Source organism: Ruegeria sp. YTSC325 (assembly GCF_059609525.1).
Map to the genome: position 1 here is coordinate 53535 of NZ_JBXWLY010000002.1, position 25592 is coordinate 79126.

Consider the following 25592-nt stretch of genomic DNA (forward strand, 5'->3'; position numbering starts at 1 on the left):
CGTGTGTTTTGGCGAAGTCAATGCGCCTTGCGAACGTATCAACCCAACAACGTAAGCCACAGCCAGACCGTCAGGATCGAGGCGCCGGTGCCGACTAAAACGGAGGAGGCCGCGACCCGTTTGGCGCGGCCATACATGTTCGCGAATATGTAGGCGTTAAAGCCGGGTGCCATGGCAGCGTTCAGCACCCCTGAGCGGAACAAGTCTTGCGGCAATCCCACAGTCGAGCCGAACAACCAGACAAGGCTGGGGTGCAGCATAAGCGAAACGCCGCAGACATAGGCAATGGTGCGTAAATCACCCTCGGGTCGATATTTGACCAGTACGCCGCCCAAGGCAAACAATGCGCCGGGCAGGGCCGCACGGGTGATCAAGCCAAGAGCGTCATTGACCACTCCGGGCACACCGATCCCGGATAGGTTTACGATAAACCCCAACGCTATCCCCAGGATCAGTGCATTGCGGAACATAGCAGACAAGACCGAGCGCACCATCCGCGTGCCACCGTGGCCGCGACTACGAATGACCTCCATCACTGTGATGCCGATGCCATAGCAAAATGGCGCATGGAAGGCGATGATCGCGTAGTTCCCGGCCAGGTTTTCCGGACCATAAGCGCGTTCGGTAATTGGCAGCCCCAGCAGGACCGAGTTCGAGAACAGGCAGCAGAAGCCGATGGCGACGCAATCTTCCCACTCGCGCCGGAAAATCAGGCGCGCACCGAACAGACCTGCGCAGAAACATAGACCCGCAGCGGTGTAGAAACTGAACAGTAGGCGTGGGTCGAAACTGGCGCTGAGGTCCAGATTGGCGATAGCCAGAAACAGCAGGCACGGGATGGCGAACCCCTGAGTGAACTTCATTAGCCCGTCGATATGGGCCTCTTTGAAATAGCCTAACGCGGTGGCTGTGTACCCGGCACCGATCACCAGAAATACTGGCAGGATAACGTCGATCAGGCTTTGCAGCATGGTGCCATCCTGTGGAGTATTACGGCAGGCACCATGGGCTATTTAAAGGGCCTGATGGATCACCATGCCATCATAGGCAGGGGTGATGTGGTCGGCGGTTTCAGCCTCGACCGTGGCGTAGTCCAAATCGATGTGCATATTGGTCAACACCGCGCGCTTGGGCTGGAGCTGTTCGATCCAACCGAGCGTCTTTTCCAGATGCGCGTGAGTTGGATGCGGCGTGCGGCGCAGCGCGTCGATGACCAAACAGTCCAGCCCTTGCAGTGCAGGCCATGCGTCGTCATAGATCTCGGCCACGTCAGGCAGATAGACCAGTCCGCCAATCCGAAAGCCCAACGCGTCGATCGAGCCGTGATTAACCTTGAACGGCTGCAACGGGATCGGGCCGCCGGGGCCGTCGATCTCGAACGGGCCACTGATGGTTTTCAGATCAAGGATCGGCGGGTAGGGCGAGCTGTCAGGCTGGATGAACGCATATCCGAACCGCCCGAGCAGGTCGTTCTGAGTGTCGCCATCGGCCCAGACGGGCACACGGGTGCGCATGTTGAACACGATCATACGCAGGTCGTCGATGCCGTGGACGTGGTCGGCATGGCTGTGGGTGTAGACCACCCCGTCCAGCCGCCCAGTACCCGTATCCAGTAACTGACTGCGCATATCCGGTGTAGTGTCGATCAGGACTGAGGTTGTGCCCTTGGGCCCGTCCCGTTCCACCAGCATCGAGCAGCGACGGCGGATGTTCTTTGGGTTCTCGGGATCACACTCGCCCCAGTGCCCGCCCAGCCGAGGCACGCCGCCGGAAGATCCGCAGCCCAAAATGGTGCAGCGCAGCTGGGTCATGCAGCCGCCTTGTAGGTCGCGGCTTTGGTAAACAGCCGCTCGAAGTTCAACTGGGTCTGCGCGGCGAAATCGGCATAGTCCATGCCGAACACCTCGGCCCCCTTTCGGGCGGTGTGGGCGGTATAGGCGGGCTCGTTGCGTTTGCCGCGAAACGGGGGCGGGGCCAGATAGGGCGCATCGGTTTCAACCAGAACGCGGTCGACCGGGGCGGTGGCGAAGATATCGCGCAGCTCCTGGCTTTTGGGGAAGGCCGCGATGCCGGACATGGACAGGTAAAAACCCAGATCCAGCGCGGCTTTGGCCAGTTCCGCCGACGACGAAAAGCAGTGCATCACACAGGAATAAGGCGCGTTGCGATGTTCCTCGGCCAGAATGCGGGCCATGTCCTCGTCCGCTGCACGGGCGTGGATAATCAGGGGTAGGCCGGTGCGCTGGGCCGCCTCGATATGGACACGCAGAGATTGTTTTTGCACTTCGGCGCTGTCGGCGGTGTAGTGGTAATCCAGCCCGGTTTCACCAATACCAACGAATTTTGGATGCTGCGCCAGAGCGACCAGTTCGCCTACGGTGGCCATCGGCTCATCCGCAGCGCTCATGGGGTGGGTGCCCGCGGCGTAGAAGACGGGAGCGTGGGTGTCGGCTATCGCGCGGACGCTGGGTTCGTTGCGCAGTTTGGTGCAGATTGTGACCATACGGGTTACGCCCGCGCCAATCGCATTGGCAACGATCTGGTCCAACTGGCCTTCGAAATCGGGGAAGTCCAGATGGCAATGGCTGTCGGTGATCTGAGGGGTGTCGCTCATCTGCTCTGACCGGCGGTTTCCTGTATCTTGAACACCGTATCTAGGACCAGAGCGGCAGGGTCAAGGTTCACCGCCTGACCATGTCGTGCGCGGGCGGTGATTGTTGCAGCCACCTCAGCCCATTTGCGGGCCTGATGGGGGGATTGGGACAGGCGCGACAGGATTTCGGCCTCATGTGGAGCGGCTTCGGGCAGGGGTGCTGCTCCAGTCGCGCCGGTCAGGGCAAGACGGGACAAGGCCACGTCGATCAGGGTCAGCAGCAACTCGAACCGCTCAGCTGCGCCGCGCTGGGCGGCGACCTCGGCCAGTTTCAGGGCGCGTTGACGGTCCATGCGGGGCAGGGTGCCGAGGATGGCGATGAATTCGGCGTAGATTTCGAGCCCGCCGAGGTTGATCAGGCGCACCGCGTCCCCGACAGAGCCAGCGGCGAGGGCGGCCAGATGATCCGGCTGCGCGGGCAATTCGGCCCCGGTCTGCGCCAGTGCGGACTGCATGTCTTCGGCCCTTAACGGGGATAGGCGCAGGGTTCGGCAGCGCGACCGGATTGTTGGTAGAAGGCGTGAGGGCTGGTGCGAGATCAACAGCAGAGTCGTGCGCGCGGGCGGTTCTTCCAGCATTTTCAAAAGGGCGTTGGCTGCACTAACATTCATCTCATCGGCTGAATCCACGATCACCACGCGCCGCCCGCCATCGGCCGAAGACAGGCCGAAGAATTTGCCCAGCTTGCGGATGTCATCCACTACGATTTCGGTCCGCAACCGTCCCTGATCGTTCAATGACCGGGTGATAGCGGCAAGGCCGGGCTCGGCCCCGGCCTGAATGCGGTGGGCGACGGGGTGGTCGGGGTCGATCGCGAGCGTCTCAGGGGGCGGGGGGGCACCGAACAGCCCGTCATCCTCGGCCGGAGGGGTCGCCAGCAGGAACCTTGCGATCTGCCAAGCCAGGGTCGCTTTACCCACCCCGCGGGGTCCGGTCAGCAGCCAACCATGATGCAAGCGGTCCGAGTTATAAGCGTTCAGAAACGCCTGTTCAGCCTCGGACTGCCCGAACAAGGTCGCAGTTTCGCGCGGGTGCGGGGCACCGGGGGCCTGATCCGGGGTGGGGGTGTCGTCGCTCATGGGTCGTCCGTCACAAGGATTGCAGGACGATATCTGTCACATCGCGGGCTACACTGTCCATGTCTCGGTTGCCATCAATCACGCGAAAGCGGTCCGAGAACTCATCGGCCAGCGCCAGAAACCCGGAGCGCATTTTCTGTTGTAATTCCAGTCCGAAATCCTCGAACCGTTCTTCTGTGCCTTGCCGCCCTTTGGCGCGGGACAGGCCGATTTCCGGGTCCATGTCGATCAGGACGGTCAGGTCGGGTTCGCGCCCGATCATCAGCTTGTGCAACTGATCGACCAGAGGGCGCAGATTGCCGCGCGACATGCCCTGATACATGCGGGTGCTGTCGGCGAAGCGGTCGCAAATTACGACCTTTCCAGCCGCCAGCGCTGGTTCAATAGTGCGTTCCATATGGTCGCGGCGGGCGGCGGTGAACAGCAGCAGCTCGGTCTCGGCTGACCAACGGTCCGGATCACCTTCCAGTACCAGCCGGCGGATTTCCTCGGCCCCGGCTGAACCGCCGGGTTCGCGGGTCAGAACAACGTCGCGACCCAATCCGCGCAAGTGATCGGCCAGCATACGCGCCTGCGAGGACTTGCCCGACCCATCAATGCCTTCAAAAGTCAGAAACACGCGGTGCCCTTGTCAAAAAGCGTCCAGAGGGTTGCCGATCACATCGGTCAGAACGATCCCTCCAACGGTCATCATCCGAACCAGAAAACCACCCGCGGCCACATCCTGTACCGCGACCAGAGGGCGCCGAATTTCGGGCAGACCTTCAGGCTTGATGACCAGTTCGGCCAGTTTCTGACCCTTGGCAATCGGAGCGTTGATCGGGCCGTCATAGACGACCTCGGCAGCTACGTTTTCGTCGCCCAGAACCGGCAGCAGCATGTTCAGATCGTCTTCGGGTACAAGGCCAACCGTCTTTTGCGCCCCCATCCAAACCTCGGCTTCGGCTATCGGCGCGTCTTTGTTGGCAATTGTCCTCTCGACAAAATTTCGAAACGACCAGTTAACCACGGCCTCGGCCTCCTCTGCCCGGGCGCCGGTACTGTCCAGGCCGGTGAGCACAAAGATCACCCTGCGATCACCCTGCTTGGCCGAGCCCACAAGTCCATAGCCGGCCTCTTGCGTGTGGCCGGTTTTCAAACCATCCGCACCGATCCCCAGCTTCAACAACGGGTTGCGGTTGCGCTTGTTCGAAGGCGCGCGGCCATCGAATTCAAACTCTTCCTCGGCGAACAGGGGATAATATTCTGGGAAATCTGTGATCAACCGATCGGCCAGTATGGCAAGATCGTGAACCGACATCATGTGCCCGGCTGCAGGCCAGCCGTTCGAGTTGGCAAAAGTGGAATTGTCCATGCCCAACTGTTCCGCGCGCTGTGTCATATACCGAGCGAAACCCGCCTCGGTTCCGTCGGGGCTGAGCGCCTCGGCGATGACAACACAGGCGTCATTGCCGGACAGAACGATGATGCCGCGCAGCAAGTCCTCGACTGACACGCGGTCTTGTGTGTTCAGGAACATCGTCGAGCCGCCATAGCTCATGGCGTGTTCAGACACGGGTAGGGTTTCGTTCAGAGTAAGACGTCCATCCCGCAACGCCTCGAACGCGACATATAGGGTCATGAGCTTCGACATTGAGGCCGGGGGCAAGGGTTGTTCGGCGTCTTTCGACAAAAGCACAGTGCCTGTTGTCTGGTCCATCACATAGGCTGCGCGGGCGGATGTATCAAAGGCGAAGGCGGGCAGAGCGGTCAGCGCCAACCCCATTGCCAGAACGGATGATCGCAAAGTGGACAGCACAGTAACCTCCTGCTTTTCAGTTCTTGACGACGAAAGCGTCGGTAAAGCCCAGATCCTTGACGTCGCGCTGCAAAGCGGTGCGTTCGCCCCGGGTTTTGGCAGGGCCGACAAGAACTCTCCAGACTGATTTCTCGCCGGTTTTTAACTCGCGTACTTCGGTTGTCAGGCCATTGCGGCGAATTTTCCGAGCAGCGCTTTCAGCATTTTCTTCGACGCTGAATGTGCCAACCTGAACATATGGTTTGGATACCGAAGCAGTATCGGATTCTGCCGATGCCGCAGCGGTGGGCGGGGTTGGTTCAGACGCCTCGATCGCCGCCGCAGCCCCTTCAATCGGGTCGAGCGATGTCTGGGTGATTTCGTCAGAAGATTTCTTTTGCCACCATTTCTTCTTGGTGGACGCGTCCGCAGGCGGGGTGACTTCGGGATCAGACAGAGTGGAAGTCGCCACCTCAGGCGCAGCTTCCACGGCAGTCTCGGCAACTTCGGTCGTGGTCTCGGCGGCGGCATCCGCTGCCACAGCGGCAGTGCCCGCAGCAGCAGCGGTTTCCTTTTTCTGCCACCACTTCCGCTTGGGTTTATCTTCGGCCTCGGCGGTTTGATCTTCGGTCGGAGCGTCGCCTGTAACCGGTTCTGCGACCTCGGGTTCCGGAGAGGTTTCGGGTTCTGCTTTTGGCGCAGGCTCGACGGGTTTACGCCGCAGGGCGACGACCTCGACCCGTGTTGGAGAACCGGCGAGAATGCCAAGCTTTACTGCTGCGTCAGACGACAGCTGCAATGCAGGGCCCGGTAAGTTGCGTTCCCGCCGGAACAAAGCGCCTGTGACTGTCTTGTTGTTTGCGGTGTTCTTGATGCGAACGCGCTCTGGCTGGGTGACGTCAGGATGTGCGATCCAGATTCCACCAAGAGACGGACGGCCATCCCACAACCCGGCCTCGGTCAATGCAAACACCTCGGGTGCCTCGACATCGTCACGGGGGTTTCCGGTCGCTTCGGGGAAAATCTCTCGTTTTGCTGAGTTCTGGGTGCTGTCCGAAGACGCCTCGGTCGCTTCGTTGCCGGTTTCAAGTGCTTCTTCGCATCCGGCCAGAACCAAAGACATCACGGCCAGAACCGCCAACGCCAGCGGCTTTGCGCGTGTTTCGGTCGCTCGATCCATCGTTTTATCCCTTGCCTGTAAGGGGTCGGTTTCCTGAACCCCACCGCGTTTCGCCGGTTCTGCAACGCCGGTCTGATACGGTTTGTGGCCCGATCATAGCGTGAGCAAGGTATCAAGGAAAGACCGCTGCGACAGCTTCGGCAAGAATTCCCTATTTGGTCTTGCCACCGGTTTGCGTTCGCCTTAGACCCAGCATCACGCGGGGAGGTGGCAGAGTGGTCGAATGCGGCGGTCTTGAAAACCGTTGAACGTGAGAGCGTTCCCAGGGTTCGAATCCCTGTCTCCCCGCCACTCATACCTGGTTCACTTCAGCTGTGTTTTCTGACCCGGAATTGTGCCGCAATTCCCGTGCGTTGGCGCATGTGCTTTCAATCAGAGGCAGAGCAGACCGTACACTCAGGGCGCAATTCCGGCCCTGGTCTCAGTGGTGCATTTTGGCGGGGTCGCTTTGGGGCGAATTTCCCTGATACCCGGCAATTTACAGGGGAATTTCGCGAAAAGGCTCTGAGTTCCGTCATTTCTCGGGTCAGAACTGCATATTTTACAGAGGTTTATGCTGCAAATTCCCTAAAACGTTAAACAGGGAATTTTCTTGCGGGAACAGAGAATTGTGCCGACGGATCAGGGAGAGCGAACCCCGTATCAGGGACGCCGGATCTGGAGGTGTTAGAAGCCGAACAGGCGCTCTTGCTCGGCCCAGTCAAGTGGGTGAGCCACGCTGACCAGGCGCTTGAGTGTGAGTTCGGGCGGCTGTGTGCCGTCGAGAATCGCGGCTTGAATCTTCGGTGAAAGAAACGCGAGCTGAGCACGGGTGCGGATGAAGGCGCCGGGGACGCGTTCGCGGCGTGCAATCTCCATCAGTTGAACTCCGGCTTTCAGATCGCGCGCCCAGCCATGGGCTCGGATCAGCATGGACCGGAGGTGGGGATCAGGTTGGGGTGCCATGTCTCCAGCGATGACCTTGGTCTCGACGCCGCGGCGGCGCAGATCGAAGGATGCTGTGATGTGGGTGAGATCTGGGTGCAGATGGTCGGCAGCAATGCAAATTGCGCTTGCCAGAGTTTTGGGGTTTAGTTCGAGATCAATGTGTCCTCGTGCAATCTTGCCTTTGGTCAGAAGAGCAGCGCCGACCTGACCGGCTTGGCGTTGAAGCCGGGTTACTAAATCCGCAACTGAAGTCTGTACCGCCTCCGCTGACCCGGCCTCCGGCTGCGCCAGTACCTGATGCGCGGCGGCGGCGTCTTGCAGATGTCTGGCGATGACATCAATGACTGCGTGTTCCAGCGCCGGGCCGGGCAGTCGCCAGCCGGAGGTATCCTTGCCGCCCGAGATCAGCCGATTGGAGATGTAGTAGCGCAACCGTCGGCCTGTGCGCGTGGTGTGGGTTGGCGTCAACCGATCACCAGTTTCGTCCTGCAGCAGACCGGTGAGCCAAGCCCCGGGGTCAGTGGAGTGTTGGCGCTCATTGGGTGTAGGGTCTGCACGGGATCGCCGCGACGCTTGGCGCATTTTCTCCTGCACCCGGTCCCAAACGCCCTGGTCGATGATCGCCGGGTGTTGTCCGTTCCAGATCTTATCCTTGTGGCGGATTTTTCCGAGATAGACCGGGTTGCGCAGTAGGTAATAGATTTGGCCGCGTGAAAGTGGGCAATTCCCCTTCACGCTTCCATCCGTCCGAACAACGCGTTTTGACCGCAGGTCTGCTGCCGTTGCCCGTTCTTCTACTTGGCGCAGGCAACCCAGTTCGCCATAAACCCGAAAGAGATGCCGGACCGTTCTGGCCTCCTCCTCATTCACCACCAGCGTTCTTGCCTTCGGATCGGGGTGGCGATCATAGCCCAGGGGCAGGTTGCCACCCATCCAGAGCCCCTTTTTCTTCGACGCCGCTATTTTGTCGCGAACACGTTCGGCGGTGACTTCCCGCTCAAACTGAGCGAAGGACAACAGTACGTTCAGGGTCAACCGGCCCATGGAAGATGAGGTATTGAACGCCTGTGTAACCGAAACAAAGGAACAGTTTGCCTGTTCCAGCCGTTCGACCAGCTTCGAGAAGTCGGCAAGCGACCGGGTCAGCCGGTCGATCTTGTAAACCACCACCATGTCTACACGCCCTGCATCGATCTCTTCAAGCAGCCGTCGAAGGGCGGGGCGTTCGAGCGTGCCGCCGGACAGCCCGCCATCATCGTAGCGGTCTGGCAAAGTGGTCCAACCTTCGTGTCGTTGACTGGCGACATAAGCCGCGCAGGCCTCATATTGCGCGTCCAGGGAATTGAAGTCCTGGTCCAGACCATCTTCTGAGGACTTGCGCGTATAGATGGCGCATCGGATTTTACGGCGCGGGCTCATTTGGCGATCTTTCCGGTGAGTCCGAAGAAACGCGGCCCTGACCAATGCGCGCCGGTAATCTCTCGGGCGATGGCGGAGAGCGAGCGATAGGACCGACCGTTCCAGGTAAAACCATCCCCTGTCACATCGACCATATGGGTTACGCCATTCCACTCGCGCAGCAGGCGCCCGCCGGGCTTAAGAGCAGGGCATATAGGCCGGGGCTTCTTCTTAGAGCCCTTTTCCAGCGTGGCTTTGACCTGCCGGGGTAGCCCGCCATGACGGCGGGACTGCATCTCAAAGGCGATAAAACGGCGCAGGAAGGGTTGGCTGAGCATGGTGGGGGCGGGTTGATCAAACAGTTGCTGCCAAAGCGTGACCAGATCCGATCGACCCATGGCGGCGAGATCGGCGACATCGCTCGTCTTGGTCATGACTCGCCGCCCTTGTTTGCTGTGAGGTGATATGTGGAAAAACCATGTGGCTTGTCGGATGCGCGCCGTTCAATTGTGACACCTTTCTTCCGTAACCCACTTAATGCCGCTCGGACCGAATGAGGCTGCCACCCTATTGTTTTGCGGAGCGCCTCAAGGCTGGCGCCACTCGGGCGGCGCAACAAGGCTTTTACCTTGTCAATTTTGGTTTGCTTCCGCTTGGCCATGAACTGTCTCCTCTGATCTTGGGTCAGCGAGATGCCGAACCCCGGTACCGAGGAGCGCCCGATTGGCTCGGGCGTAGAACCATTGGTGCGTGGTTTATAGCAACAGTCCAGCCCTTTCTGGAGCAGCCTCAGAAGGGGTGTGTTTTGCAGGGCGCTGCTGTTGTACCCCCGATTTTTCGTCAACAATCTTAATTGGTTACGATTTGGTTACTTTTGGTTTGGGGGTTGCGTCTCGTATTGATGACACCTACATTTGGCTCAATCGCCCGGACTATCGGGGCGGGAAACTGCTCCCGCAGGCAGCACTCATTGGAAACACAGGTTTCCGCAGAGAGCATTCGAAGGGGCAACGAACCGGATCGATTGGTCCGGAGAGTTGTTAATCGTGCTCTCTCCGAATTCCCAACACGATCCTTTCTTGTCGACGCTAACGAGCGTCAAACGAAAGGAGGCGGCTATGTCTGCCAAAAAAACACAGAGCGACGCCAAGGCGTCCAACACACCGATCTGGATGGCGGACAAAGTCGTCCAATCTCAGATCAGCCAGATCAAGCCATACGCCAACAACAACCGCGTGCACGCGGCCAAGAGTATTGACAAGCTGAAGGCGTCGGTGGCTCAGTTTGGATTTGTCACTCCGATCCTTTTGGATGGTTCGGGCACAATCATTGCGGGTCATGGCCGCTATGAGGCCGCTAAGGCCCTGGGGTTGATGTCCGTGCCGACTGTTGTCGCGGATCACTTGTCAAAAGCGGAAGTGCGCGCCCTGCGGATCGCGGATAACAAGCTGGCGGAACTGTCGGATTGGAACGAAGCTGCTCTGCAGATCGAGTTTGCCAAGCTGATGGATCTCAGCCTTGATGGCGAGCTCGATTTTGATCTGGATATCACCGGGTTCGAAACGCCGGAGATCGACATCATCATCGACGCTGCGAGCGAGGCTGCGGAGACCGAAGCTGAAACTGTAGACACCCCGGACCCTGCGGCACCTGTCATCACGCAGCCGGGCGACCTCTGGCTTCTCGGAGATCACCGCATCTTCTGCGGAGATGCCTTGCACGCCCAGAGCTACGACACCTTGCTGGAAGGCGAGACACCACAGATGATCTTCACTGATCCGCCTTACAACGTACCGGTCAATGGGCATGTCCGCTGTGGCACCGATGGCGCTCATCGCGAATTTGCCATGGCGTCGGGAGAAATGTCGGATAGCGAGTTCCGCGGCTTTCTTTCAGGCATGATTACCCATTTGTTTGGCCGTCTGCCAGACGGGGGCATTGCGATGATCTGCATGGACTGGCGTCACATTGAAGAGTTGATTGCGGCGGGCAAGGCAGGTGGATTGGACCTCATCAACCTCTGCGTCTGGAACAAGACAAACGGAGGCATGGGCAGCCTTTACCGCTCCAAGCACGAGCTGGTCGCAATCTTTAAGAAGCCCGGTGCTGCGCATATCAACAATGTCGAATTGGGCAAACACGGGCGCAACCGCACCAATATATGGGATTATGCCGGAGTGAACAGCTTTGGGGCAGAGCGCGAGGCCGATCTTTCAGATCATCCCACAGTAAAGCCAACGGCACTGGTTGCAGATGCCATCATGGATGTGAGCCATCGTGGCGATCTCGTGCTGGACGCCTTTGGAGGGTCCGGTGCAACCTTGCTGGCGGCTGAGAAGACCGGACGCTGGGCGCGATTGATTGAGCTCGATCCGGCTTATGTCGATGTCGCGATCCGCCGTTGGCAGAAGATGACCGGTGAGAACGCCGTGCACGCGGTGACAGGCGAGACGTTCGATGCGCGTTCTGCGGCAACCAATGCCACCTCAGAGCTGGAGGCGGATCATGTCTGACGATACGAAGGACTATGAGGTGGGTTACGGCAAACCGCCCAAAGCAACCCAGTTCAAGAAAGGCCGCTCCGGCAATCCAAAAGGGCGCCCGAAAGGTGCTAAAGGGGTTAATGCCAGCCTGAAACGCGAATTGGAAGCCAAGATCACCGTCCGCGAAGGCAACCGGGAAGTCCGGATTTCCAAGGCGGAGGCAATTGCCAAGCGGGTCACGGCCAGCGCATTGAAGGGTGACACGAAAATGCTGATGGCGCTGCTGAAGCTGGACACAGATCTGTTCAACACGAGTGACATGGAGCCGCAAGAAAGCGCCTGTGCGGTTGAGCCGGACAGTGTTGACTTTGATATCCTCCGGGATTTCTTTTCCGGCCAACTGGGCAGTGACGGCGGTCCTGAAGATGAGGAGGCGGAAGATGACGGCTCCTGATCCCAGAATGGTCCAGCAAGCCGCGCGCGAGGTTTGCCGGGACAATTTCTTTCCCTTCGTGTGGCGTGTGTTTGACACGCTGCACCAGGGGAGTGACCGCAGCTTTGATCCGGCCTGGCATGTGCGGGCCATGTGCCATGAGTTGGACAACGTTCGCGTCGGCGAGAACAAGCGGTTGATCATCAACATTCCGCCGCGTTGCCTGAAATCGGTCACCGTGGCCGTTGCATATGTCGCTTATCTTCTTGGGCACTCACCGAGCGCCAAGATTATTGTTGCCAGCTACGGGCTGGATCTGGCGCGCAAGCATTCCGAAGATTGTCGTCGGATCATGTCTGCGCGCTGGTACCGGGAAATGTTCCCTGAAACTGTCTTGGCTAAAAAGGGCAACACCTCAGAAGAAATCCGCACCACAAAGGGAGGCAGTCGCAAGGCTGTCTCCATCGGCAGTTCTGTTACTGGCCATGGCGCCGATTACATCATCATCGATGACCTGCTGAAAGCTGGTGATGCGGGTTCCGAGGCCGAGCTGGTCAAGGCACAGGAGTTCATTGAGGGGACCTTGCTGTCGCGCTTCGACAACCCGGCCGAAGGGCGTGTGGTTATGGTTGCACAGCGGCTGCACGAGATGGATCCGCCGGGTTATCTGCTCGAACGCGGCACCTATCGGCATCTGGATCTGCCTGCCATCGCCGAAGACCATGAAACGGTTCCTCTTGGGCGTGGAAGGGTCATGCGCCGCAAGCCGGGTGATCTTCTGTGCCCGTCGCGCCTGGATCAGAACACGCTGGATACCAAGCGTCGTGAAATGGGCGCAGCCGTGTTCAATTGCCAGTATCAGCAGAACCCCATTGCGCCAGACGGATCACCCTTGCGCTGGGAGTGGTTTGGCACCTACGAGACCATCGAAGATCGTCGTTGGTTCCAGCTGGTCGTTCAGAGCTGGGATACGGGCATGTCAGCGGATCCCCGATCCGACTTCTCGGCCTGTACAACCTGGGGGTTCCGCGAAAATGCGTGGTATCTTATCGACGCCTGGCGCGGGCAGGTAGACTACCCAGACCTAAAAGCCAAGGCACTGCAGCTTGTTCACCGTTGGGAACCGGATCGCGTTCTGATCGAAGATGCTGCCTCAGGCAAACCTCTTTTGGACGAGCTGTTTCGTGATGACCGTCGGCGCTACGAACGCATTAAACCCGACAAGGACAAGGAAACCCGGTTCCAGTCCGCTTGCGGTCCTGTCGAAGAGGGCAAGGTGTATCTGCCTGCAGACGCACCCTGGCTGCCGGTATTCAAACGAGAGCTTCAGTCCTTTCCACGCGGGCGCAACGACGATCAGGTCGACAGCTTTGCCCATTTTCTGAACTGGTCCAAGGGACTGGGATTCTACCGGGCATTGGGCCGGGACCACCGGATCAACATCGAACGTCGGGAGCGCAATCGAGAGAGGGTCAGACGGCGGTAGAACCTCAGCGTCAAGCTTGAAAACTCGTTGAATAGTGCAGGGAGGGCCGATGTCGGACCAATCCTGAGAGCGGCCCCAATGACCGCTCGCAACCACAAACCAGTCTCATCGCTAATGCCGTCGGATGACTGCTTCGAGCCCAAGGCTGCCATTGCCATTTCTCGCTGCGTGCGCTCGCAGCACAATAATCGCCGCGATTGCATCATCTTCAGCGCCGCCATGCGGCGTGAAGCGCGGCCATTCGCTCGGGATGCAGCGAGGTTGTCAGCTGCAATCTACAGGTTGCGGACAAACCCGCCGCTCACCAGACTCAGCCAGACGACGGCTAACTGAGCTTTGCCAGCCTTCTCGCATTGTGACGGCTTCGCAAGTGCAACATAACTCCGCGTGCAGCGAACGGCGCAATGCGGCCGTTAGTCAAAACTCTAAGCGGACGACCGCAAAGGGCACCTTGTTCGGCAAGATGTGCTGGTCACAGGTGGGTTTCATAAACCGTTTTTGCAAGCTGCAGATATTACTGGCTATTGAAACAATTAGCGCTCATGCAGTTGCTCACGCAGCGCAGCAATTGCAGACGGAAGATCGTCCTCGAAACCGGGAATGAACGCCTGCTGGACCGCAGCATTCAATGCGTCGTCGGCAACTGCCTCGGCTGCGGTGGCCGATCCGGAAAGAGTCTCGAACTCCTCAAAAGCCTCAAGGACTAGAAGCGGCTCTCGCAGGATGCCCTGAACCGTCATGCTGATCGACATATGTTCGACCTGGTTGTTGTTCTCCGGCGGGCCAACGAATTCGGGTGCGAAGCCGGAAACGCCCCAGATCGATGAGTTGTCCAGTGCGATCCCGGTTTCGTATTGCCAGATCGTTCCGACATGGAAACGCGTGGTGAATCCGTGGTTGAACAGCTTGATATGTGTGAGTGGGTTGCGGCGCGAGGACCCCACAATCAATTGCTGCCAGAGGTAGAGCGCAGCCTGCTCCCTTCCGCGAATGTATTCCGAAGTCTCCAGCATGTGCTCCGGCGGAACTATATCAATCAGTTTGATTGCTGCCTCGAACAGGTCAAGCGCCGTGTCGAGCGCTGTGTCATCAGTGCCGCCCCCTGACATATCGGCCAGCTTGAAGGCGTGAAACCGGGTGTAGGCCCCGCCGAGCGCTTCAAGGTATGGTTCGCCCTCTTCTGACGCAAGCGCGTCGACAACGCGATAGGCATCCCAACCATCTGCGCGCAACTGGTCGGTATCCACGTCCCAGAAGGTCGATGGAATCTGGCGGCCGAAATCACCGGTTCGAAGAGCGAGCGTCCTGAGCCCCTCGGCATACTCCATCAGTTGCTCGGATGTGACCACACCGTCATCGAGGCGGGCGAGATGACCGGAGATAGAAATGTCGCCCAGAACTGGCTCTTCGCTCAGGCCCGCATCTCGCAACGCCTCTTCCACTTGAACTCGGTTCGCCTCGGCAACAGGCGCCGATCCTGTTTCGGCTTTGGAAAATACGCTACCTTCCAGCCGTTGCTCCGGAAGCCCGAAGAACAGGAACCGAACCTGTGGAACGGCCAGAACGACGACCGCAAAGGCCAGACAGGACAAGGTCCCAGTCCACGCCAACCATTTCATAGCTCATCCGGCCCCTGTACAACGCGATTATTTCGTAAGCGCATCGAAATCGGATGTATCAACATTGGCGACAGCTTCCTGTGCGATCGCATCGTAATTCGTCGCTTTGTTGGCTTCCTCAGCGACTTCGGCTGCAAGCGCAGCCGAGGTCCCGATAGTCGCGGCCGTCCGCACCTCGTCTTCGCTGGAGTCGCAGGCGGCCAGCACACTTAGACAGATGGCAATTGCCGGTGCCAGAGCTCGTCTGTTTTGCGATGTCACTTGGTGTAATCCTCGAACCCTTCGACATTGCCGCCGATGACCGTGCAGTTACCTGCGGCTTGAATTGTCGGCTGGTCCCTGTTGACATTCCAGTTCACGACGATGGTGTCGCCGTTTTCCGAAGCGGGGAACACCGAAATCGCAGCATTGGGCAGATCCGCGAACTCGGGAACTTGCCAAAGGTAGTCGTGACAGGTTTTGAGGGCGTTGGTTGTCTGCCTGTCAAAGGCTTGAGCAGCATTGGCTGCAACCACGAAAACAAGGCAGGCGCCGATAGTTTTTAGCATTGAAAATGTCCTCACAGATTTCCATATCAACCAGCTTAAACCCAAGCTTAGTTCGCCATCAGACTTCGTCAAACAGAATATGTTGTTTCTGGACCTTCAATTCTTGCGCTGGACCGACGAGCCAGCACCGCTACTGCTTCTCTGCGCCTTGTTCGGAAAGACCCTTACCCAGCATAGCGTTCACACGGTCGAGTTCCGCGCTCGCTATCTCCCCGATGGAGGTTCCCTTCAGTCCGCCAACTGCGACCATGGCAACCTCCAACGGGTACTCGGCATCGACCAGTGCGACAAGATCCTCGGCATTGCGATCCTCGGTGGTTAGGTCGGTCAGGATGTCGATATAGGCTATTATTGCACCGTTCTGCGCTGGCGAAACCAGTTCCTTTGACGGCAGATCGCTCAATAGTGTTTCGGTGACCAGCGAGACGTATTCCTGCAGCGACATGGCTGTGTCGCCCAGGAGACGACGTTGCATGTAAACCATCCTGACGCTCTTCCGGTTCATGACTTCGTCCATGATCTGCGCCGCTGCGTTTTCGACCGAAATCAACCCTCCGATGGGCCGAAAACGTCCGAGCAAGTCCGGGTCTGCAAAAGCATTGAGGCCATGGATGGCTTCACCGGTAAGAAACTCTACGGCTCTCCTCTGCTCTTCAGGGTCTACATAGGCGAACGGTCGGTCGTCGCCGGAGGTCTGTGTAACACCGCCGATCAGCTTGCCGACGCTTCCAGCGATACCGACATAGCGATTGAGCGCGTCTCCGTAGATCTCCTCTAGCATGGCTTGTGGATTGCGCGCGTCCTCTACTGCGAGGGGCAACGCCGCAAGGCTCGCGTGCAGCGCGGCGATCCCCGCACGCGTTGCCAAGATCCTGTCTGCCCCAATGTTCTCAGTCTGAACACGGTGATCGAACTGGGCAAGATACTCCTCGCCACGTTCGCCTGCTCCCCAAATGAGTTCCGGACGCTCCTCGGCTTCCGCCGCGATGGAATCAAGCTCCTCTGCGTCGACATCGGAGGAATACCCCCATCGGATGGCGTGCCGATCGTAGGAGCCAATGATAGGAATGAGTTGCGTGACGCCATCATCCGGCTCCGCCACGTAGTTGAACCGCCCATAGGCCATGATGGAGGACGTGCTGCCGTTCTCCGCAGTGAATAACGGGTCCCTGAGCTGTGCCGTCGACCAGGCCGTCGAGGCGCGGTGGTTGTGCCGCAACCCGAGCGTATGGCCCACCTCATGTGACACGACGTACCGCAGGATGCGCCCCTGCAATTCCTCCGGCAGCGGCAGTTTGGCCGCGGCGGGATCGGTCCGGTGCATCAGCAAATAGTAGTAGCGGCTGAAAAGGTTCAAGACGTCCGGCCAAACCAGAATATGGGCGGAGAGAATTTCGCCGGACCGGGGGTCGTGGATGTTCGGCCCCATCGCGTTCTGCACCGGCTGTGCAACCCAGCGGATGACACTGTGGCGAACATCTTCCGGGGACCAGCCGGGGACTTCATCCCGGCTTGGCGCGTCACGGGCTATGATTGCATTGGTGAAGCCCGCGGCCTCGAAGGCGGTCTGCCAGTCCTCAACCGCCTGGCGAATGTAGGGACGCCAACGATCAGGGATTTCACGGGATAGATAGAAAACGATCGGTTCAACCGGGTCCGACGGGCGTGGTGCATCCGGGTCGGCGTGTTCCAGGCGGAAGCGAAGGGCGGCACGGTCGCGTGATTGCACCTCGCCGAACGCGCTTTCAAAAACCAGATATTCGGTGAAGAAAAATCCAACCCTGTCGTCATAGGGGCGACGCTCAATCGGGGTTTCCGGCAATACGGCAATCGAATGCGCCGTTTCCACCGAAATCGGCTGTGCCAGCCCGGCCTGATCGGTCGCTTCGAAGGTCAGTTGCGAGCGGACAAAGAGGTTGTCGGGATAGACCGATGCTTCAGCAACGTAGGATCGGTCGGGGTCGTTCGGCCCAGGAACGAGACCAGTGGATGCCAATTGGGCGGCGACCGAGTATCCCACAATATCGCCCCCGAACGCCTCCTGCAAATCCACGAGTACGGCGCCAGTGTTGCTTTCCGCGAGGATCGGGAAATCGACGATGATGGGACCAAGGTTGGCGCGTTCCACAGCGAGGTTCACAGGGCGAAGCTTGTCACGCCCGCCAGTGTAATAGGGATCGCCCGAAACCTTTTCGAACGAGGTCCCTGAAAGGGACCGCACCATGACCCGATCGGGCCGCCGTTCCAACTGGATCAGGCGGGCCCCCAAGGCGTTTCCGCCGAATGCCACTGCGTCGGTGGGATATCTGGAAACTTCGGCGTACCAGATCAGGCTGCGTTCGAACATGTCGCGCGGTATCGCAAGCAACAGATCGCCGTCTTTTTGGTAGAGGTCGAAGACTCCAGATCGAACCTCGGCACCGGCTATACGCTCCTGAAAGCTCGCCGATTGCGCCCTGGCATTTGCGGGCATCAGCGGGACAGCAAAGGCAATGCAAAGTGCGAATGCCAGGCGCATCATGGGTCTCCTCGTCGACGAATTTTCAAGCGCGCTCACGTTTCCAGAGATCGGACATTCCAGTCTGGTAGTGTTGCAAGTGTCCGACATTCGAAAATGCTAACACTGAAGTTTAAATTTGAGAATTCACAAAGCCGCCATAGGCCGTATCCGCGGCCAAGCTCCGGAAACCGCCCACCTTAACCGCTTCTGCTTCCATGCCCACATTGACTTTGTGCTCACGGCGAAAATCCGCACGGTCGGCATGGCCGCCTCTGGTGCGGCATGCAGCATCGGGGAAGTATGGGCTCGATCCGACCCACCGCTGCGCCGCGAACGCAGGTCCGCTCAGGATTGGCGAACGGCAAGAGCCGCCCGCCAACGTGGATCAAATGTCGATTTGCTCGGCAATGCTCAGCGCATCTTCGAGTTCGACACCAAGGTACCGTACTGTGCTGTCTACCTTGGTGTGACCGAGCAGAAGTTGAACCGCTCTTAGATTTCCGGTTTTGCGGTAAATCTCAGCTGCTTTGGTCCGGCGCAGCGAATGGGTGCCGTATCCACTGGGTTCTAGCCCAATCGCGGCCACCCAACCCCTCACAAGCCGGCCATATTGGCGCGTTGAGATATGCGGGCGGTCATGAAACCTGCTGGGAAACATGAAACGGCAGCCGAGCATCTCCGGTGACTTGATCCATGCGGCAATGGTATCCCGCGTGTTTTCAGAGAGTTCAAACTGAACGGGCCGCTTGGTTTTGCTCTGGATCACGGACACCCTTTCGCGGACGCGATCATCCCTCACTAGGTCGGTGACGGCCAGTTTCACCAAGTCGCATCCGCGAAGCTTGCTATCTATTGCCACGTTGAACAGTGCTAGATCGCGCAGGTTGCCCGCCAGTTCGAGCCGCGCGCGGATCGCCCAGACCTGTTTCGGCAACAGTGGTCGTTTCTGGCCGATGATCCGGCCCTTGTTCCAGGCTCTTCGTTTCGGGGTAACAGCGGGAAGTTGGACTCTTGACATAGTTTGCTCTCCAATCCTCCCGCCAATCCCAGACATCAGCACAGCGCTGACGCCTCAGTTTACTGGTGGCTTGAATGGCCGTTGTCAGGTTGCGTGTTCTTTGGGAAACGCCGCGGATGCATTGGGCAGGTTTGAGCCCAAAGCAGTCGTTACAAAATATGCTTTGAGCAAAGGACTTCATCTGGAACTCAGTCCAGCGTGTTCTTGTAGACTTTGCCGTCTTTCATGATCAGATCGAAATTCTCATGCGGGTCTGCGATCAGGTCGATATCTTGCAGCGGATTGCCGTCCACAAGGATTAAGTCGGCATAAGCGCCCTTTGCGATTACACCCAAATCACCTTGTTGATAGGGGTGGCGCGGGCCTGAGAGTTTGAGCAGTTCAGCATTGGTTGAAGTCGCCATTTTCAGCACCTCGTATGGCGTGTACCAGCGCTGCAATTTGGCAAGGAACGCGCCTTGACGTTCGGCCAGTTTGGGATCGAACAGGATATCGGTGCCAAAGGCGACTTTCACGCCAACTTCTTTCGCCGTTTTGTAGGTGAAATCTGTACCGTTGGTGACGTCGATCCATTTCTGCTGGCTAACAGGGTCGTCGAAAGAAAAGCCATCCTCGTCATCCAGCAGGGGCTGCACTGACAACCAAACTTCATTGTCGCGCATCAGTTCCATCGTTTCGCGGCTCATCAAGAAGCCATGCTCGATGGACTTAACGCCAGCGGCAACGGCAATTTCCACGGCCTCGTCCGTGAAGACATGAGAAGCAACATAGGTGTTGTAGGTGTCGGCCACCTCTACGAAAGCCTCGATTTCGGCCTTGGTATATTGGCGTACATCCAGAGGGTCATAAGTGGATGACACCCCGCCACCGGTGGAAATCTTAAGCTGGCTTGCGCCCATGCGCATGATTTCACGCGCGCGTTTGACCACTTCCGGAACACCATCAGCCTGCGCCATCAAACCAACGCTGTACCAGTACCATTGCGAATCCGCGCCGTTCGTCGGAACCGCTTGGTAGGGGCGATAGTCAAAGTGGCCGCCGGTTTGTGTCACGGGTGGGCCGGACGGCAGGATACGGGGGCCTTCGATCTCGCCTGCGTCAATCATCCGTTTTATGGCAAATGAATTGCCGCCAACGTCGCGCACCGTTGTAAAGCCGCGCATTAACGTGCCTTCGGACCCGATGGCACCCCGCACCGCGACTTCAAGAATATCGCCGGTCACAACCACACTCTGCGGATTGCAACAGTAAAGCGTGTGCCAGTGTACGTCGATCAGGCCCGGCATCAACGTGCGCCCGCCGCCGTCGATCACGATACCATTGGCGACGGCGAGGGGTTCTGAGGACACATCTGTGATCAGATTGTCGGTTACAACGACATTGGCATTTGTAATCATTTTCTCATTCACACCATCAAACACGTTGACGTTTGTGAACAGTATCGGCCCCCCATCCTGGGAGAGCGCTTGCGAACTGGCTATAGTGAGAAAAACCGACGAAACCGCCGCAAGTTTGGGAAAATGCATTCTAATTTCCTCAGAAAATTCTGTCGGAGAAACCATCCCAGCGGAAGCAAGCTTTTTCAAGGATTCCCTCACTTTTCTGCAAGGTCGGCTTTGTCCGCATAGCGGTCATTGACGATGCAATCGGCTGATGGTTGCTTTCACCAAAACCGGCCATTCGTACAAAGCGCAGCGACCGACGGCTTCGAGCCTAAAGTTACAGTTAACTAGTAACGGTGACGTTTTGGGTTTCACCGGACCGATCGTTTGAACGTTCTGGTCTCGATTCTAAAGTTTTCTTGGGGGCCACAGGTGATCAGGTCGCGTTGAATTCGACACAAGTACGCTGGTTGCGCTCACACCTGTTACGGCATTAGAAGCCCGGCTGCAATGAGGGGCGTAGAGTGACGGCGGGTAGGTATCGGTGATTCCTCGTTAACTGACAGCAATCTTAGATCGAGCGTGCCTTTCAAGCACTAAATGATATCGCGATCTTGGTTTCAATAATTGCCTTGACGTGACATGAACTAAGCTAACGGTATCCGCGCAAAGCCCTTGTTTGTAGAAGAAAGGAACGACTCATGACCTCAGCCAAACCAAATGTCGGCGCGCAAATCGAGCAAATGAGTTTTTTAAGGCTGGGGTCTGATGACCAGGTTACGATCGGTCAACAAAAAGACCGCTGGACCATTTTGTTTGTTTATCGAGGTAAGCATTGTCCACGCTGCAAGCGCTTTTTGAACAAGTTGAATGCGGCGCTGTCGGCATGGGCTGACGTTATGGACGTTATTGTTGTCTCTGCCGACACCAAAGAAAAAGCTGCGGCAGACAAAGCAGAATTCGGCTGGGATTTTGATCTTTGCTATGGAATGACTGAAGCGCAAATGCGCGCGCTTGGTCTTTACGTGTCATCGCCTCTATCTGATGCAGAAACGACGGGTCTGTTCGCCGAACCTGGCGCGTTTGCCATCCGTCCGAATGGAACACTGATGCTGGCCGATATCTCTAACGGCCCTGCGGCACGTCCCGATTTGGAAGAGCTTTTGGACGGCATGAAATTCAATATTGATAATGATCGTCCGGAACGAGGAACGGCCTGAGACCACCAGATCGCATGGCCTCGGTTACTCAAAATAGCCTGGGTGCGTCTTGTGGATGAAGTCGATGGTTTCGTCGAGGCGGGACAGGTGTTTTCTGACAGCGGCTTGCGCTTGGTCATGGTCTCCTGCCGCCATGGCCTGTGCAATCTCTCGGTGATCGGCGAGGATTGCGTCTGCGGCACTGCCCTTTTCAAGACTGAGCATACAAAGCCGGTCAACCTTTTGCTTGGATTCTAGCATTACATCAAATGCCATCGGATTGCCGCTGAGCACGTAGATCAGTTTGTGAAAATCATAGTCCAGCGAGTGAAACGCCGATAGATCACCGTCACTGATCGCCTGCTCTTGTAAGGCGAGATTTTCTTCAAGTTTTGCTTCACTTGCTGCGCCCCAAACTTCCATTGCTCGATGGACGATCTCTAGCTCCACCGCCATTCGAACCAATCGCGCGAGAGCCACACGCTCCATAGAAAACCCTCGAACTACGGTCGCCTTTTGTGGTCGTATTAAGAGCAGATCTTCGTTACCGAGCCTTGTGAATGCGTTGCGAACAGGTTGGCGTGATACGCCGAATCGGCTGGCTACCTCTGTTTCGGATAGCTTTGTACCGGGAAGAATTTCAAGCGAAACGATCTCGTCGTGTAGCGCTTCATAGACCGCATCGGTTGTGGTTCGTCTGACAATTTCTTCCACGGTATGTTGCTTGCGCCCTCTGTCTTAGTCACGTTTCAAATTACAGATCCACTGTTATGGCATTGAAACAAATAGAATATTCTATTTTGTTTTGCTTGAGTGAACCAATGTAGGCCTGTCACCTATCAAATGCCCTGCGCTTTCGACTGTCAAGCAATCTGACATACTAAAAGCCTACAGTTGACATAACTTGGATACTAGTGTCCCTTTAAGGGCAGCAGCGATTCTGGTTCTTGGGGGAAATCGAAAGCTACGTGGCTTACGGTCTCTGAAATTCCATGAAAGCCAAATCCTGTCCAAAAATAACCGGGGAGGAGAACCCATGACTTTCACGAAATCGTTCTTTGCAACTGCGACCGCTGTGGCATTCATTGCAACGTCAGCTTCAGCCGAAAACTGGCGAGCCTGGAATATCCACAACGACGGCCATCCCAACACGGCTGCAATGGACAAGTTTGCCGAACTGGTTGACGCCGCTACAGACGGCGAAGTTACCGTCGATGTGTTCCACGGTGGTGTTCTTGGTTCCCAACCGGATGCCCTAGAACAGGTTCGTATCGGCGCAATCGAGGTTGGTAACTTCAACCTCGGTCCTATTGGCCCAATGGTGAAAGAAGCTAACCTTGTATCGCTTCCTTTCATCTTCAAAGATGTGCCGCACATGTTCCGCGTGCTGGACGGCGACGCCGGTGAGGTTGTTTCAGCTGCGATGGGTGAAGCAGGTGTTCTGCCACTGGCATGGTTTGATGCCGGTGCGCGTTCTTTCTACAGCCAAAAGCCGATCAACACGCCCGCAGATGTCGAAGGTCTGAAAATCCGTGTGATGAACAACGATCTTTATACATCTATGATTTCAGCTATGGGCGGTAACCCGTCTCCAATGGCATTCTCCGAAGTTCAGCAAGCGCTGAAAACCGGCGTTGTTGATGGTGCGGAGAACAACTTCCCGTCGTTCAAGAATGTCGGTCACTATGAAGTGACCACAAATTATTCTTTGTCCGAACACCTGATTATCCCGGAGTGCATCTGCGTTAACACGGCCAAATTCAATGCGCTGTCTCCTGAATTGCAAGCCGCTGTGCGCGGTGCAGCAGAAGAAGCCGCATTGGTCCAGCGTGAGCTTTGGGCAATTGGTTCTGAACAAGCGCGTAAAGATGTTGAAGCGGCCGGCATCACCGTCAATGAAATCGCCGACAAAGGCCCATTCCAGTCCGCAATGGATTCGGTTTATGCAGACTACTTGGCTGCAAATCCTGATATGAAAGCGTTGGTAGAAATGGCGCAAGCCACTGAATAAGTTGTCTTAACAGTTCAACTTTGAGCGCCCGGCTCCGCCAATTGGATGCCGGGCGTTTTGTCTCAGAGGAAATCCAATGCAAGAGCCCGATACCGCCCCTGCCGCCATGCGCAACATGGACAGGATTCTTGATCTGCTCGCACGAGTTTGCATGTTGCTGTCTGGCATCGCCATTGTCGTTATGACTGCGATCTTTGCCTGGCTGGTGTTCGGTCGCTACGTTCTGAACAACACGCCCACTTGGGTTGAGCAGGTTTCACTGCTTTTGGTTATGGTCATCGCGTTTCTCGGAGCGGCTGCGGGTGTGCACAATCACACGCACCTCTCTGTTGTCGTGTTCCGCAATTTAGTCCCACCCTCTGTGCGAACGGTTTTCGTCGTGCTCACTGATGTCCTGATGGCAGGTTTCGGTGGCATGATGTTTTGGTACGGGATCGAGCTGACAATATTCAAATGGAACACCCTGATCCCGCTCATCCAATGGTCAGAGGGCTTGCGCTCCTTGCCACTGACAATCAGCGGCGCGTTGGTGTTCCTTTTTTCCACTGGCCATCTGATCCGCCTGTTTCAGGGCCGAGACGAACGCCAAGACAACATAGATCAGGGATAGTCATGGGACTCATGATTCTTTTGGGGGTTTTTGCCCTATGTGTCATCATCGGCGCTCCAGTGGCATACGCCCTTGGTATCGCTGCATTGGCTTCCTTTTGGTTTGAAGGATTGCCGATGTTTGTTGGGTTCCAGCGTATCGTGTCCGGGATCAACGTCTTTTCCCTAATGGCGATCCCGTTTTTCATCTTTGCGGGCGAGCTGATGTTTCACGGTGGAATCGCGATCCGGTTGGTTCGGTTCGCGCAGGCCGCCGTAGGCGCTGTGCGCGGTGGGCTTGGTATCGTCAATGTCTTCTCGTCCATGTTGTTTGGTGGCATTTCCGGATCGGCAATTGCAGATATCTCGGCGCTTGGGTCAATTCTGATCCCAGTGATGAAAGACAAAGGTTATGACGCCGACTATGCGGTGAACGTCACAGTGACATCATCAATTGCCGGGATCATTATCCCACCCAGCCACAACATGATCATCTTTGCCCTCGCAACAGGCGGTGTAGTTTCAATCTCAAAACTGTTCTTGGCCGGAGTTGTGCCCGGTGTCCTTATGTGTTGCTGCCTTGCGATTGCCGCCTATGTCGTGGCGGTCAAGCGCGGCTATCAGGCCGAACAGTTTCCGGGTTGGACCGCACTGGCCATCGCCTTTGTTGGATCGATCCCTGGCTTGTTGACGGCCGTGATCATTGTTGGAGGGGTCTTGTCAGGCGTCTTTACGGTCACTGAATCCGGCGCGTTCGGGGCAATGTATGCATTTGTGGTGACACTTGTTGTCTATCGCAGCCTGTCCTGGGAAAACTTCAAAACCGCCGTTATCTCTTCGGTGCGCACAACGTCTATGGTGATGATCCTGATCGCCTGCGCCGGTGCCTTTGCCTATATGCTGACGTTCAACCGGGTGCCGACAAAAACAGTCGAATTCCTGTTGGGTATCACAGAAAACCCGATCCTGATCTTGTTGATGATCAACGCTGTGCTGTTGCTCTTGGGGATGATCATGGATATGGCCGCGTTGATCCTGATCTGCACACCGATTTTCCTGCCGGTGATGAACATGCTGGGCATCGATCCGCTACAGTTCGGCATGATCCTTTTGGTGAACCTCGGTCTTGGTCTTTGCACCCCACCTGTCGGGACCTGTCTCTTTGTGGGTTGTGCTGTTGGAAAACTACCGATGGAGAAAGCGGTCAAAACGATTTGGCCTTTCTACCTCGCCATCTTTGCCGCGCTCATGCTGATCACTTTTGTACCGGCAATATCGCTGACGCTGCCGAACCTAATCATTGGCCCCTAA

Annotated in this window: 24 protein-coding genes and 1 tRNA gene; 8 read left to right on the forward strand and 17 right to left on the reverse strand. The window is 57.2% G+C overall.

The window, feature by feature from the left end; all coding sequences use genetic code 11:
* Nucleotides 1–38 precede the first annotated feature (38 nt).
* The 7 genes from AC2FF7_RS03085 to AC2FF7_RS03115 are packed head-to-tail and all read right to left on the reverse strand — an operon-like array spanning nucleotide 39 to nucleotide 6689.
* On the reverse strand, nucleotides 39–971 hold the full coding sequence (locus tag AC2FF7_RS03085; RefSeq protein WP_480869284.1) for an AEC family transporter: 933 nt from the start codon (nucleotides 969–971) through the stop codon (nucleotides 39–41).
* Nucleotides 972–1013: 42 nt separating this feature from the next.
* Nucleotides 1014–1811 (reverse strand): MBL fold metallo-hydrolase, encoded by a 798-nt coding sequence (locus AC2FF7_RS03090; protein WP_480869282.1) that lies wholly within the window; start codon nucleotides 1809–1811, stop codon nucleotides 1014–1016.
* On the reverse strand, nucleotides 1808–2614 hold the full coding sequence (locus AC2FF7_RS03095) for a TatD family hydrolase (protein ID WP_480869280.1): 807 nt from the start codon (nucleotides 2612–2614) through the stop codon (nucleotides 1808–1810). Before AC2FF7_RS03095 ends, AC2FF7_RS03090 begins: the two co-directional genes overlap by 4 nt.
* Nucleotides 2611–3732: a DNA polymerase III subunit delta' gene (locus AC2FF7_RS03100; protein ID WP_480869278.1), complete on the reverse strand. Its 1122-nt coding sequence runs from the start codon at nucleotides 3730–3732 to the stop codon at nucleotides 2611–2613. Before AC2FF7_RS03100 ends, AC2FF7_RS03095 begins: the two co-directional genes overlap by 4 nt.
* 10 nt (nucleotides 3733–3742) lie before the next feature.
* Nucleotides 3743–4351 carry a dTMP kinase gene (gene tmk, locus AC2FF7_RS03105; RefSeq protein WP_480869276.1) on the reverse strand — a complete coding sequence of 203 codons (609 nt, stop codon included), beginning with the start codon at nucleotides 4349–4351 and terminating at the stop codon, nucleotides 3743–3745.
* 12 nt (nucleotides 4352–4363) lie between these two features.
* Nucleotides 4364–5497, reverse strand: a complete 1134-nt coding sequence (locus AC2FF7_RS03110; RefSeq protein WP_496905298.1) for a D-alanyl-D-alanine carboxypeptidase family protein — start codon at nucleotides 5495–5497, stop codon at nucleotides 4364–4366.
* 49 nt (nucleotides 5498–5546) lie between these two features.
* Complete coding sequence (locus AC2FF7_RS03115) at nucleotides 5547–6689, reverse strand: SPOR domain-containing protein (RefSeq protein WP_480869274.1); 1143 nt, start codon at nucleotides 6687–6689, stop codon at nucleotides 5547–5549.
* A gap of 201 nt (nucleotides 6690–6890) precedes the next feature.
* Between AC2FF7_RS03115 and AC2FF7_RS03120 the strand changes: the two genes are divergently transcribed.
* Nucleotides 6891–6980: transfer RNA gene (locus AC2FF7_RS03120), tRNA-Ser, on the forward strand.
* A gap of 375 nt (nucleotides 6981–7355) precedes the next feature.
* Here the strand turns inward: AC2FF7_RS03120 and AC2FF7_RS03125 are convergent.
* Genes AC2FF7_RS03125 through AC2FF7_RS03135 form a run of 3 tightly spaced genes read right to left on the reverse strand, consistent with a single transcriptional unit; the run spans nucleotide 7356 to nucleotide 9675 of the window.
* Entirely contained in the window at nucleotides 7356–9035 is a 1680-nt protein-coding gene (locus tag AC2FF7_RS03125) for a recombinase family protein (protein WP_496905179.1), read from the reverse strand.
* A complete protein-coding gene (locus AC2FF7_RS03130; RefSeq protein ID WP_480869270.1) occupies nucleotides 9032–9448 on the reverse strand; it encodes a DUF2924 domain-containing protein in 417 nt (138 codons plus the stop codon). The genes AC2FF7_RS03125 and AC2FF7_RS03130 overlap by 4 nt, the downstream gene beginning before the upstream one ends.
* A complete protein-coding gene (locus AC2FF7_RS03135) occupies nucleotides 9445–9675 on the reverse strand; it encodes a DUF3489 domain-containing protein (protein WP_496905180.1) in 231 nt (76 codons plus the stop codon). Before AC2FF7_RS03135 ends, AC2FF7_RS03130 begins: the two co-directional genes overlap by 4 nt.
* 457 nt (nucleotides 9676–10132) lie before the next feature.
* Here AC2FF7_RS03135 and AC2FF7_RS03140 point away from each other — a divergent pair, with 457 nt between their 5' ends.
* Genes AC2FF7_RS03140 through terL form a run of 3 tightly spaced genes read left to right on the forward strand, consistent with a single transcriptional unit; the run spans nucleotide 10133 to nucleotide 13416 of the window.
* Nucleotides 10133–11527: a site-specific DNA-methyltransferase gene (locus tag AC2FF7_RS03140; RefSeq protein ID WP_496905181.1), complete on the forward strand. Its 1395-nt coding sequence runs from the start codon at nucleotides 10133–10135 to the stop codon at nucleotides 11525–11527.
* The gene (locus AC2FF7_RS03145) at nucleotides 11520–11951 is read left to right on the forward strand and encodes a DUF5681 domain-containing protein (RefSeq protein ID WP_170752099.1); all 432 of its coding nucleotides are present in this window, start codon (nucleotides 11520–11522) and stop codon (nucleotides 11949–11951) included. Before AC2FF7_RS03140 ends, AC2FF7_RS03145 begins: the two co-directional genes overlap by 8 nt.
* The gene (gene terL, locus AC2FF7_RS03150) at nucleotides 11938–13416 is read left to right on the forward strand and encodes a phage terminase large subunit (protein WP_496905182.1); all 1479 of its coding nucleotides are present in this window, start codon (nucleotides 11938–11940) and stop codon (nucleotides 13414–13416) included. The genes AC2FF7_RS03145 and terL overlap by 14 nt, the downstream gene beginning before the upstream one ends.
* Nucleotides 13417–13949: 533 nt before the next feature.
* On the opposite strand, the gene AC2FF7_RS03155 is transcribed toward terL, so the two are convergent.
* The 6 genes from AC2FF7_RS03155 to AC2FF7_RS03180 form a co-directional block, all read right to left on the reverse strand.
* On the reverse strand, nucleotides 13950–15035 hold the full coding sequence (locus AC2FF7_RS03155; RefSeq protein WP_496905183.1) for a hypothetical protein: 1086 nt from the start codon (nucleotides 15033–15035) through the stop codon (nucleotides 13950–13952).
* A 27-nt stretch (nucleotides 15036–15062) separates the two neighbouring features.
* Complete coding sequence (locus AC2FF7_RS03160; protein WP_496905184.1) at nucleotides 15063–15296, reverse strand: hypothetical protein; 234 nt, start codon at nucleotides 15294–15296, stop codon at nucleotides 15063–15065.
* Complete coding sequence (locus AC2FF7_RS03165; RefSeq protein ID WP_496905185.1) at nucleotides 15293–15583, reverse strand: hypothetical protein; 291 nt, start codon at nucleotides 15581–15583, stop codon at nucleotides 15293–15295. The genes AC2FF7_RS03160 and AC2FF7_RS03165 overlap by 4 nt, the downstream gene beginning before the upstream one ends.
* A gap of 130 nt (nucleotides 15584–15713) precedes the next feature.
* Nucleotides 15714–18101 (reverse strand): zinc-dependent metalloprotease, encoded by a 2388-nt coding sequence (locus AC2FF7_RS03170; RefSeq protein ID WP_481668632.1) that lies wholly within the window; start codon nucleotides 18099–18101, stop codon nucleotides 15714–15716.
* A 367-nt stretch (nucleotides 18102–18468) separates the two neighbouring features.
* Nucleotides 18469–19101, reverse strand: coding sequence for a tyrosine-type recombinase/integrase (locus AC2FF7_RS03175; protein WP_093965098.1), 633 nt, complete (start codon nucleotides 19099–19101; stop codon nucleotides 18469–18471).
* Between the two features lie 188 nt (nucleotides 19102–19289).
* On the reverse strand, nucleotides 19290–20627 hold the full coding sequence (locus AC2FF7_RS03180) for a metal-dependent hydrolase family protein (RefSeq protein WP_480869027.1): 1338 nt from the start codon (nucleotides 20625–20627) through the stop codon (nucleotides 19290–19292).
* A gap of 557 nt (nucleotides 20628–21184) precedes the next feature.
* On the opposite strand from AC2FF7_RS03180, the gene AC2FF7_RS03185 reads away from it, so the two are divergent.
* The gene (locus AC2FF7_RS03185; protein WP_480869259.1) at nucleotides 21185–21703 is read left to right on the forward strand and encodes a redoxin domain-containing protein; all 519 of its coding nucleotides are present in this window, start codon (nucleotides 21185–21187) and stop codon (nucleotides 21701–21703) included.
* Between the two features lie 24 nt (nucleotides 21704–21727).
* On the opposite strand, the gene AC2FF7_RS03190 is transcribed toward AC2FF7_RS03185, so the two are convergent.
* A complete protein-coding gene (locus AC2FF7_RS03190) occupies nucleotides 21728–22396 on the reverse strand; it encodes a GntR family transcriptional regulator (protein WP_480869257.1) in 669 nt (222 codons plus the stop codon).
* Between the two features lie 361 nt (nucleotides 22397–22757).
* Here AC2FF7_RS03190 and AC2FF7_RS03195 point away from each other — a divergent pair, with 361 nt between their 5' ends.
* From AC2FF7_RS03195 to AC2FF7_RS03205, 3 genes are all read left to right on the forward strand, one after another.
* On the forward strand, nucleotides 22758–23693 hold the full coding sequence (locus tag AC2FF7_RS03195; RefSeq protein ID WP_331251779.1) for a TRAP transporter substrate-binding protein: 936 nt from the start codon (nucleotides 22758–22760) through the stop codon (nucleotides 23691–23693).
* A gap of 76 nt (nucleotides 23694–23769) precedes the next feature.
* Entirely contained in the window at nucleotides 23770–24303 is a 534-nt protein-coding gene (locus AC2FF7_RS03200; RefSeq protein ID WP_170558405.1) for a TRAP transporter small permease, read from the forward strand.
* A 2-nt stretch (nucleotides 24304–24305) separates the two neighbouring features.
* The gene (locus tag AC2FF7_RS03205; RefSeq protein WP_170750422.1) at nucleotides 24306–25592 is read left to right on the forward strand and encodes a TRAP transporter large permease; all 1287 of its coding nucleotides are present in this window, start codon (nucleotides 24306–24308) and stop codon (nucleotides 25590–25592) included.

Excerpts from the sequence above, each read along its gene's own strand:
- AC2FF7_RS03095 (WP_480869280.1), bottom strand. The coding sequence starts at position 2,614 with ATGAGCGACACCCCTCAGATCACCGACAGCCATTGCCATCTGGACTTC.
- AC2FF7_RS03180 (WP_480869027.1), bottom strand. The coding sequence starts at position 20,627 with ATGCATTTTCCCAAACTTGCGGCGGTTTCGTCGGTTTTTCTCACTATA.
- AC2FF7_RS03200 (WP_170558405.1), top strand. The coding sequence starts at position 23,770 with ATGCAAGAGCCCGATACCGCCCCTGCCGCCATGCGCAACATGGACAGG.
- AC2FF7_RS03140 (WP_496905181.1), top strand. The coding sequence starts at position 10,133 with ATGTCTGCCAAAAAAACACAGAGCGACGCCAAGGCGTCCAACACACCG.
- AC2FF7_RS03110 (WP_496905298.1), bottom strand. The coding sequence starts at position 5,497 with ATGGGGTTGGCGCTGACCGCTCTGCCCGCCTTCGCCTTTGATACATCC.
- AC2FF7_RS03130 (WP_480869270.1), bottom strand. The coding sequence starts at position 9,448 with ATGACCAAGACGAGCGATGTCGCCGATCTCGCCGCCATGGGTCGATCG.
- AC2FF7_RS03165 (WP_496905185.1), bottom strand. The coding sequence starts at position 15,583 with ATGCTAAAAACTATCGGCGCCTGCCTTGTTTTCGTGGTTGCAGCCAAT.
- AC2FF7_RS03175 (WP_093965098.1), bottom strand. The coding sequence starts at position 19,101 with ATGTCAAGAGTCCAACTTCCCGCTGTTACCCCGAAACGAAGAGCCTGG.
- AC2FF7_RS03135 (WP_496905180.1), bottom strand. The coding sequence starts at position 9,675 with ATGGCCAAGCGGAAGCAAACCAAAATTGACAAGGTAAAAGCCTTGTTG.
- AC2FF7_RS03185 (WP_480869259.1), top strand. The coding sequence starts at position 21,185 with ATGACCTCAGCCAAACCAAATGTCGGCGCGCAAATCGAGCAAATGAGT.
- AC2FF7_RS03155 (WP_496905183.1), bottom strand. The coding sequence starts at position 15,035 with ATGAAATGGTTGGCGTGGACTGGGACCTTGTCCTGTCTGGCCTTTGCG.
- AC2FF7_RS03125 (WP_496905179.1), bottom strand. The coding sequence starts at position 9,035 with ATGAGCCCGCGCCGTAAAATCCGATGCGCCATCTATACGCGCAAGTCC.
- AC2FF7_RS03100 (WP_480869278.1), bottom strand. The coding sequence starts at position 3,732 with ATGAGCGACGACACCCCCACCCCGGATCAGGCCCCCGGTGCCCCGCAC.
- AC2FF7_RS03090 (WP_480869282.1), bottom strand. The coding sequence starts at position 1,811 with ATGACCCAGCTGCGCTGCACCATTTTGGGCTGCGGATCTTCCGGCGGC.
- AC2FF7_RS03085 (WP_480869284.1), bottom strand. The coding sequence starts at position 971 with ATGCTGCAAAGCCTGATCGACGTTATCCTGCCAGTATTTCTGGTGATC.
- AC2FF7_RS03145 (WP_170752099.1), top strand. The coding sequence starts at position 11,520 with ATGTCTGACGATACGAAGGACTATGAGGTGGGTTACGGCAAACCGCCC.
- AC2FF7_RS03205 (WP_170750422.1), top strand. The coding sequence starts at position 24,306 with ATGGGACTCATGATTCTTTTGGGGGTTTTTGCCCTATGTGTCATCATC.
- AC2FF7_RS03115 (WP_480869274.1), bottom strand. The coding sequence starts at position 6,689 with ATGGATCGAGCGACCGAAACACGCGCAAAGCCGCTGGCGTTGGCGGTT.
- terL (WP_496905182.1), top strand. The coding sequence starts at position 11,938 with ATGACGGCTCCTGATCCCAGAATGGTCCAGCAAGCCGCGCGCGAGGTT.
- AC2FF7_RS03170 (WP_481668632.1), bottom strand. The coding sequence starts at position 18,101 with ATGCGCCTGGCATTCGCACTTTGCATTGCCTTTGCTGTCCCGCTGATG.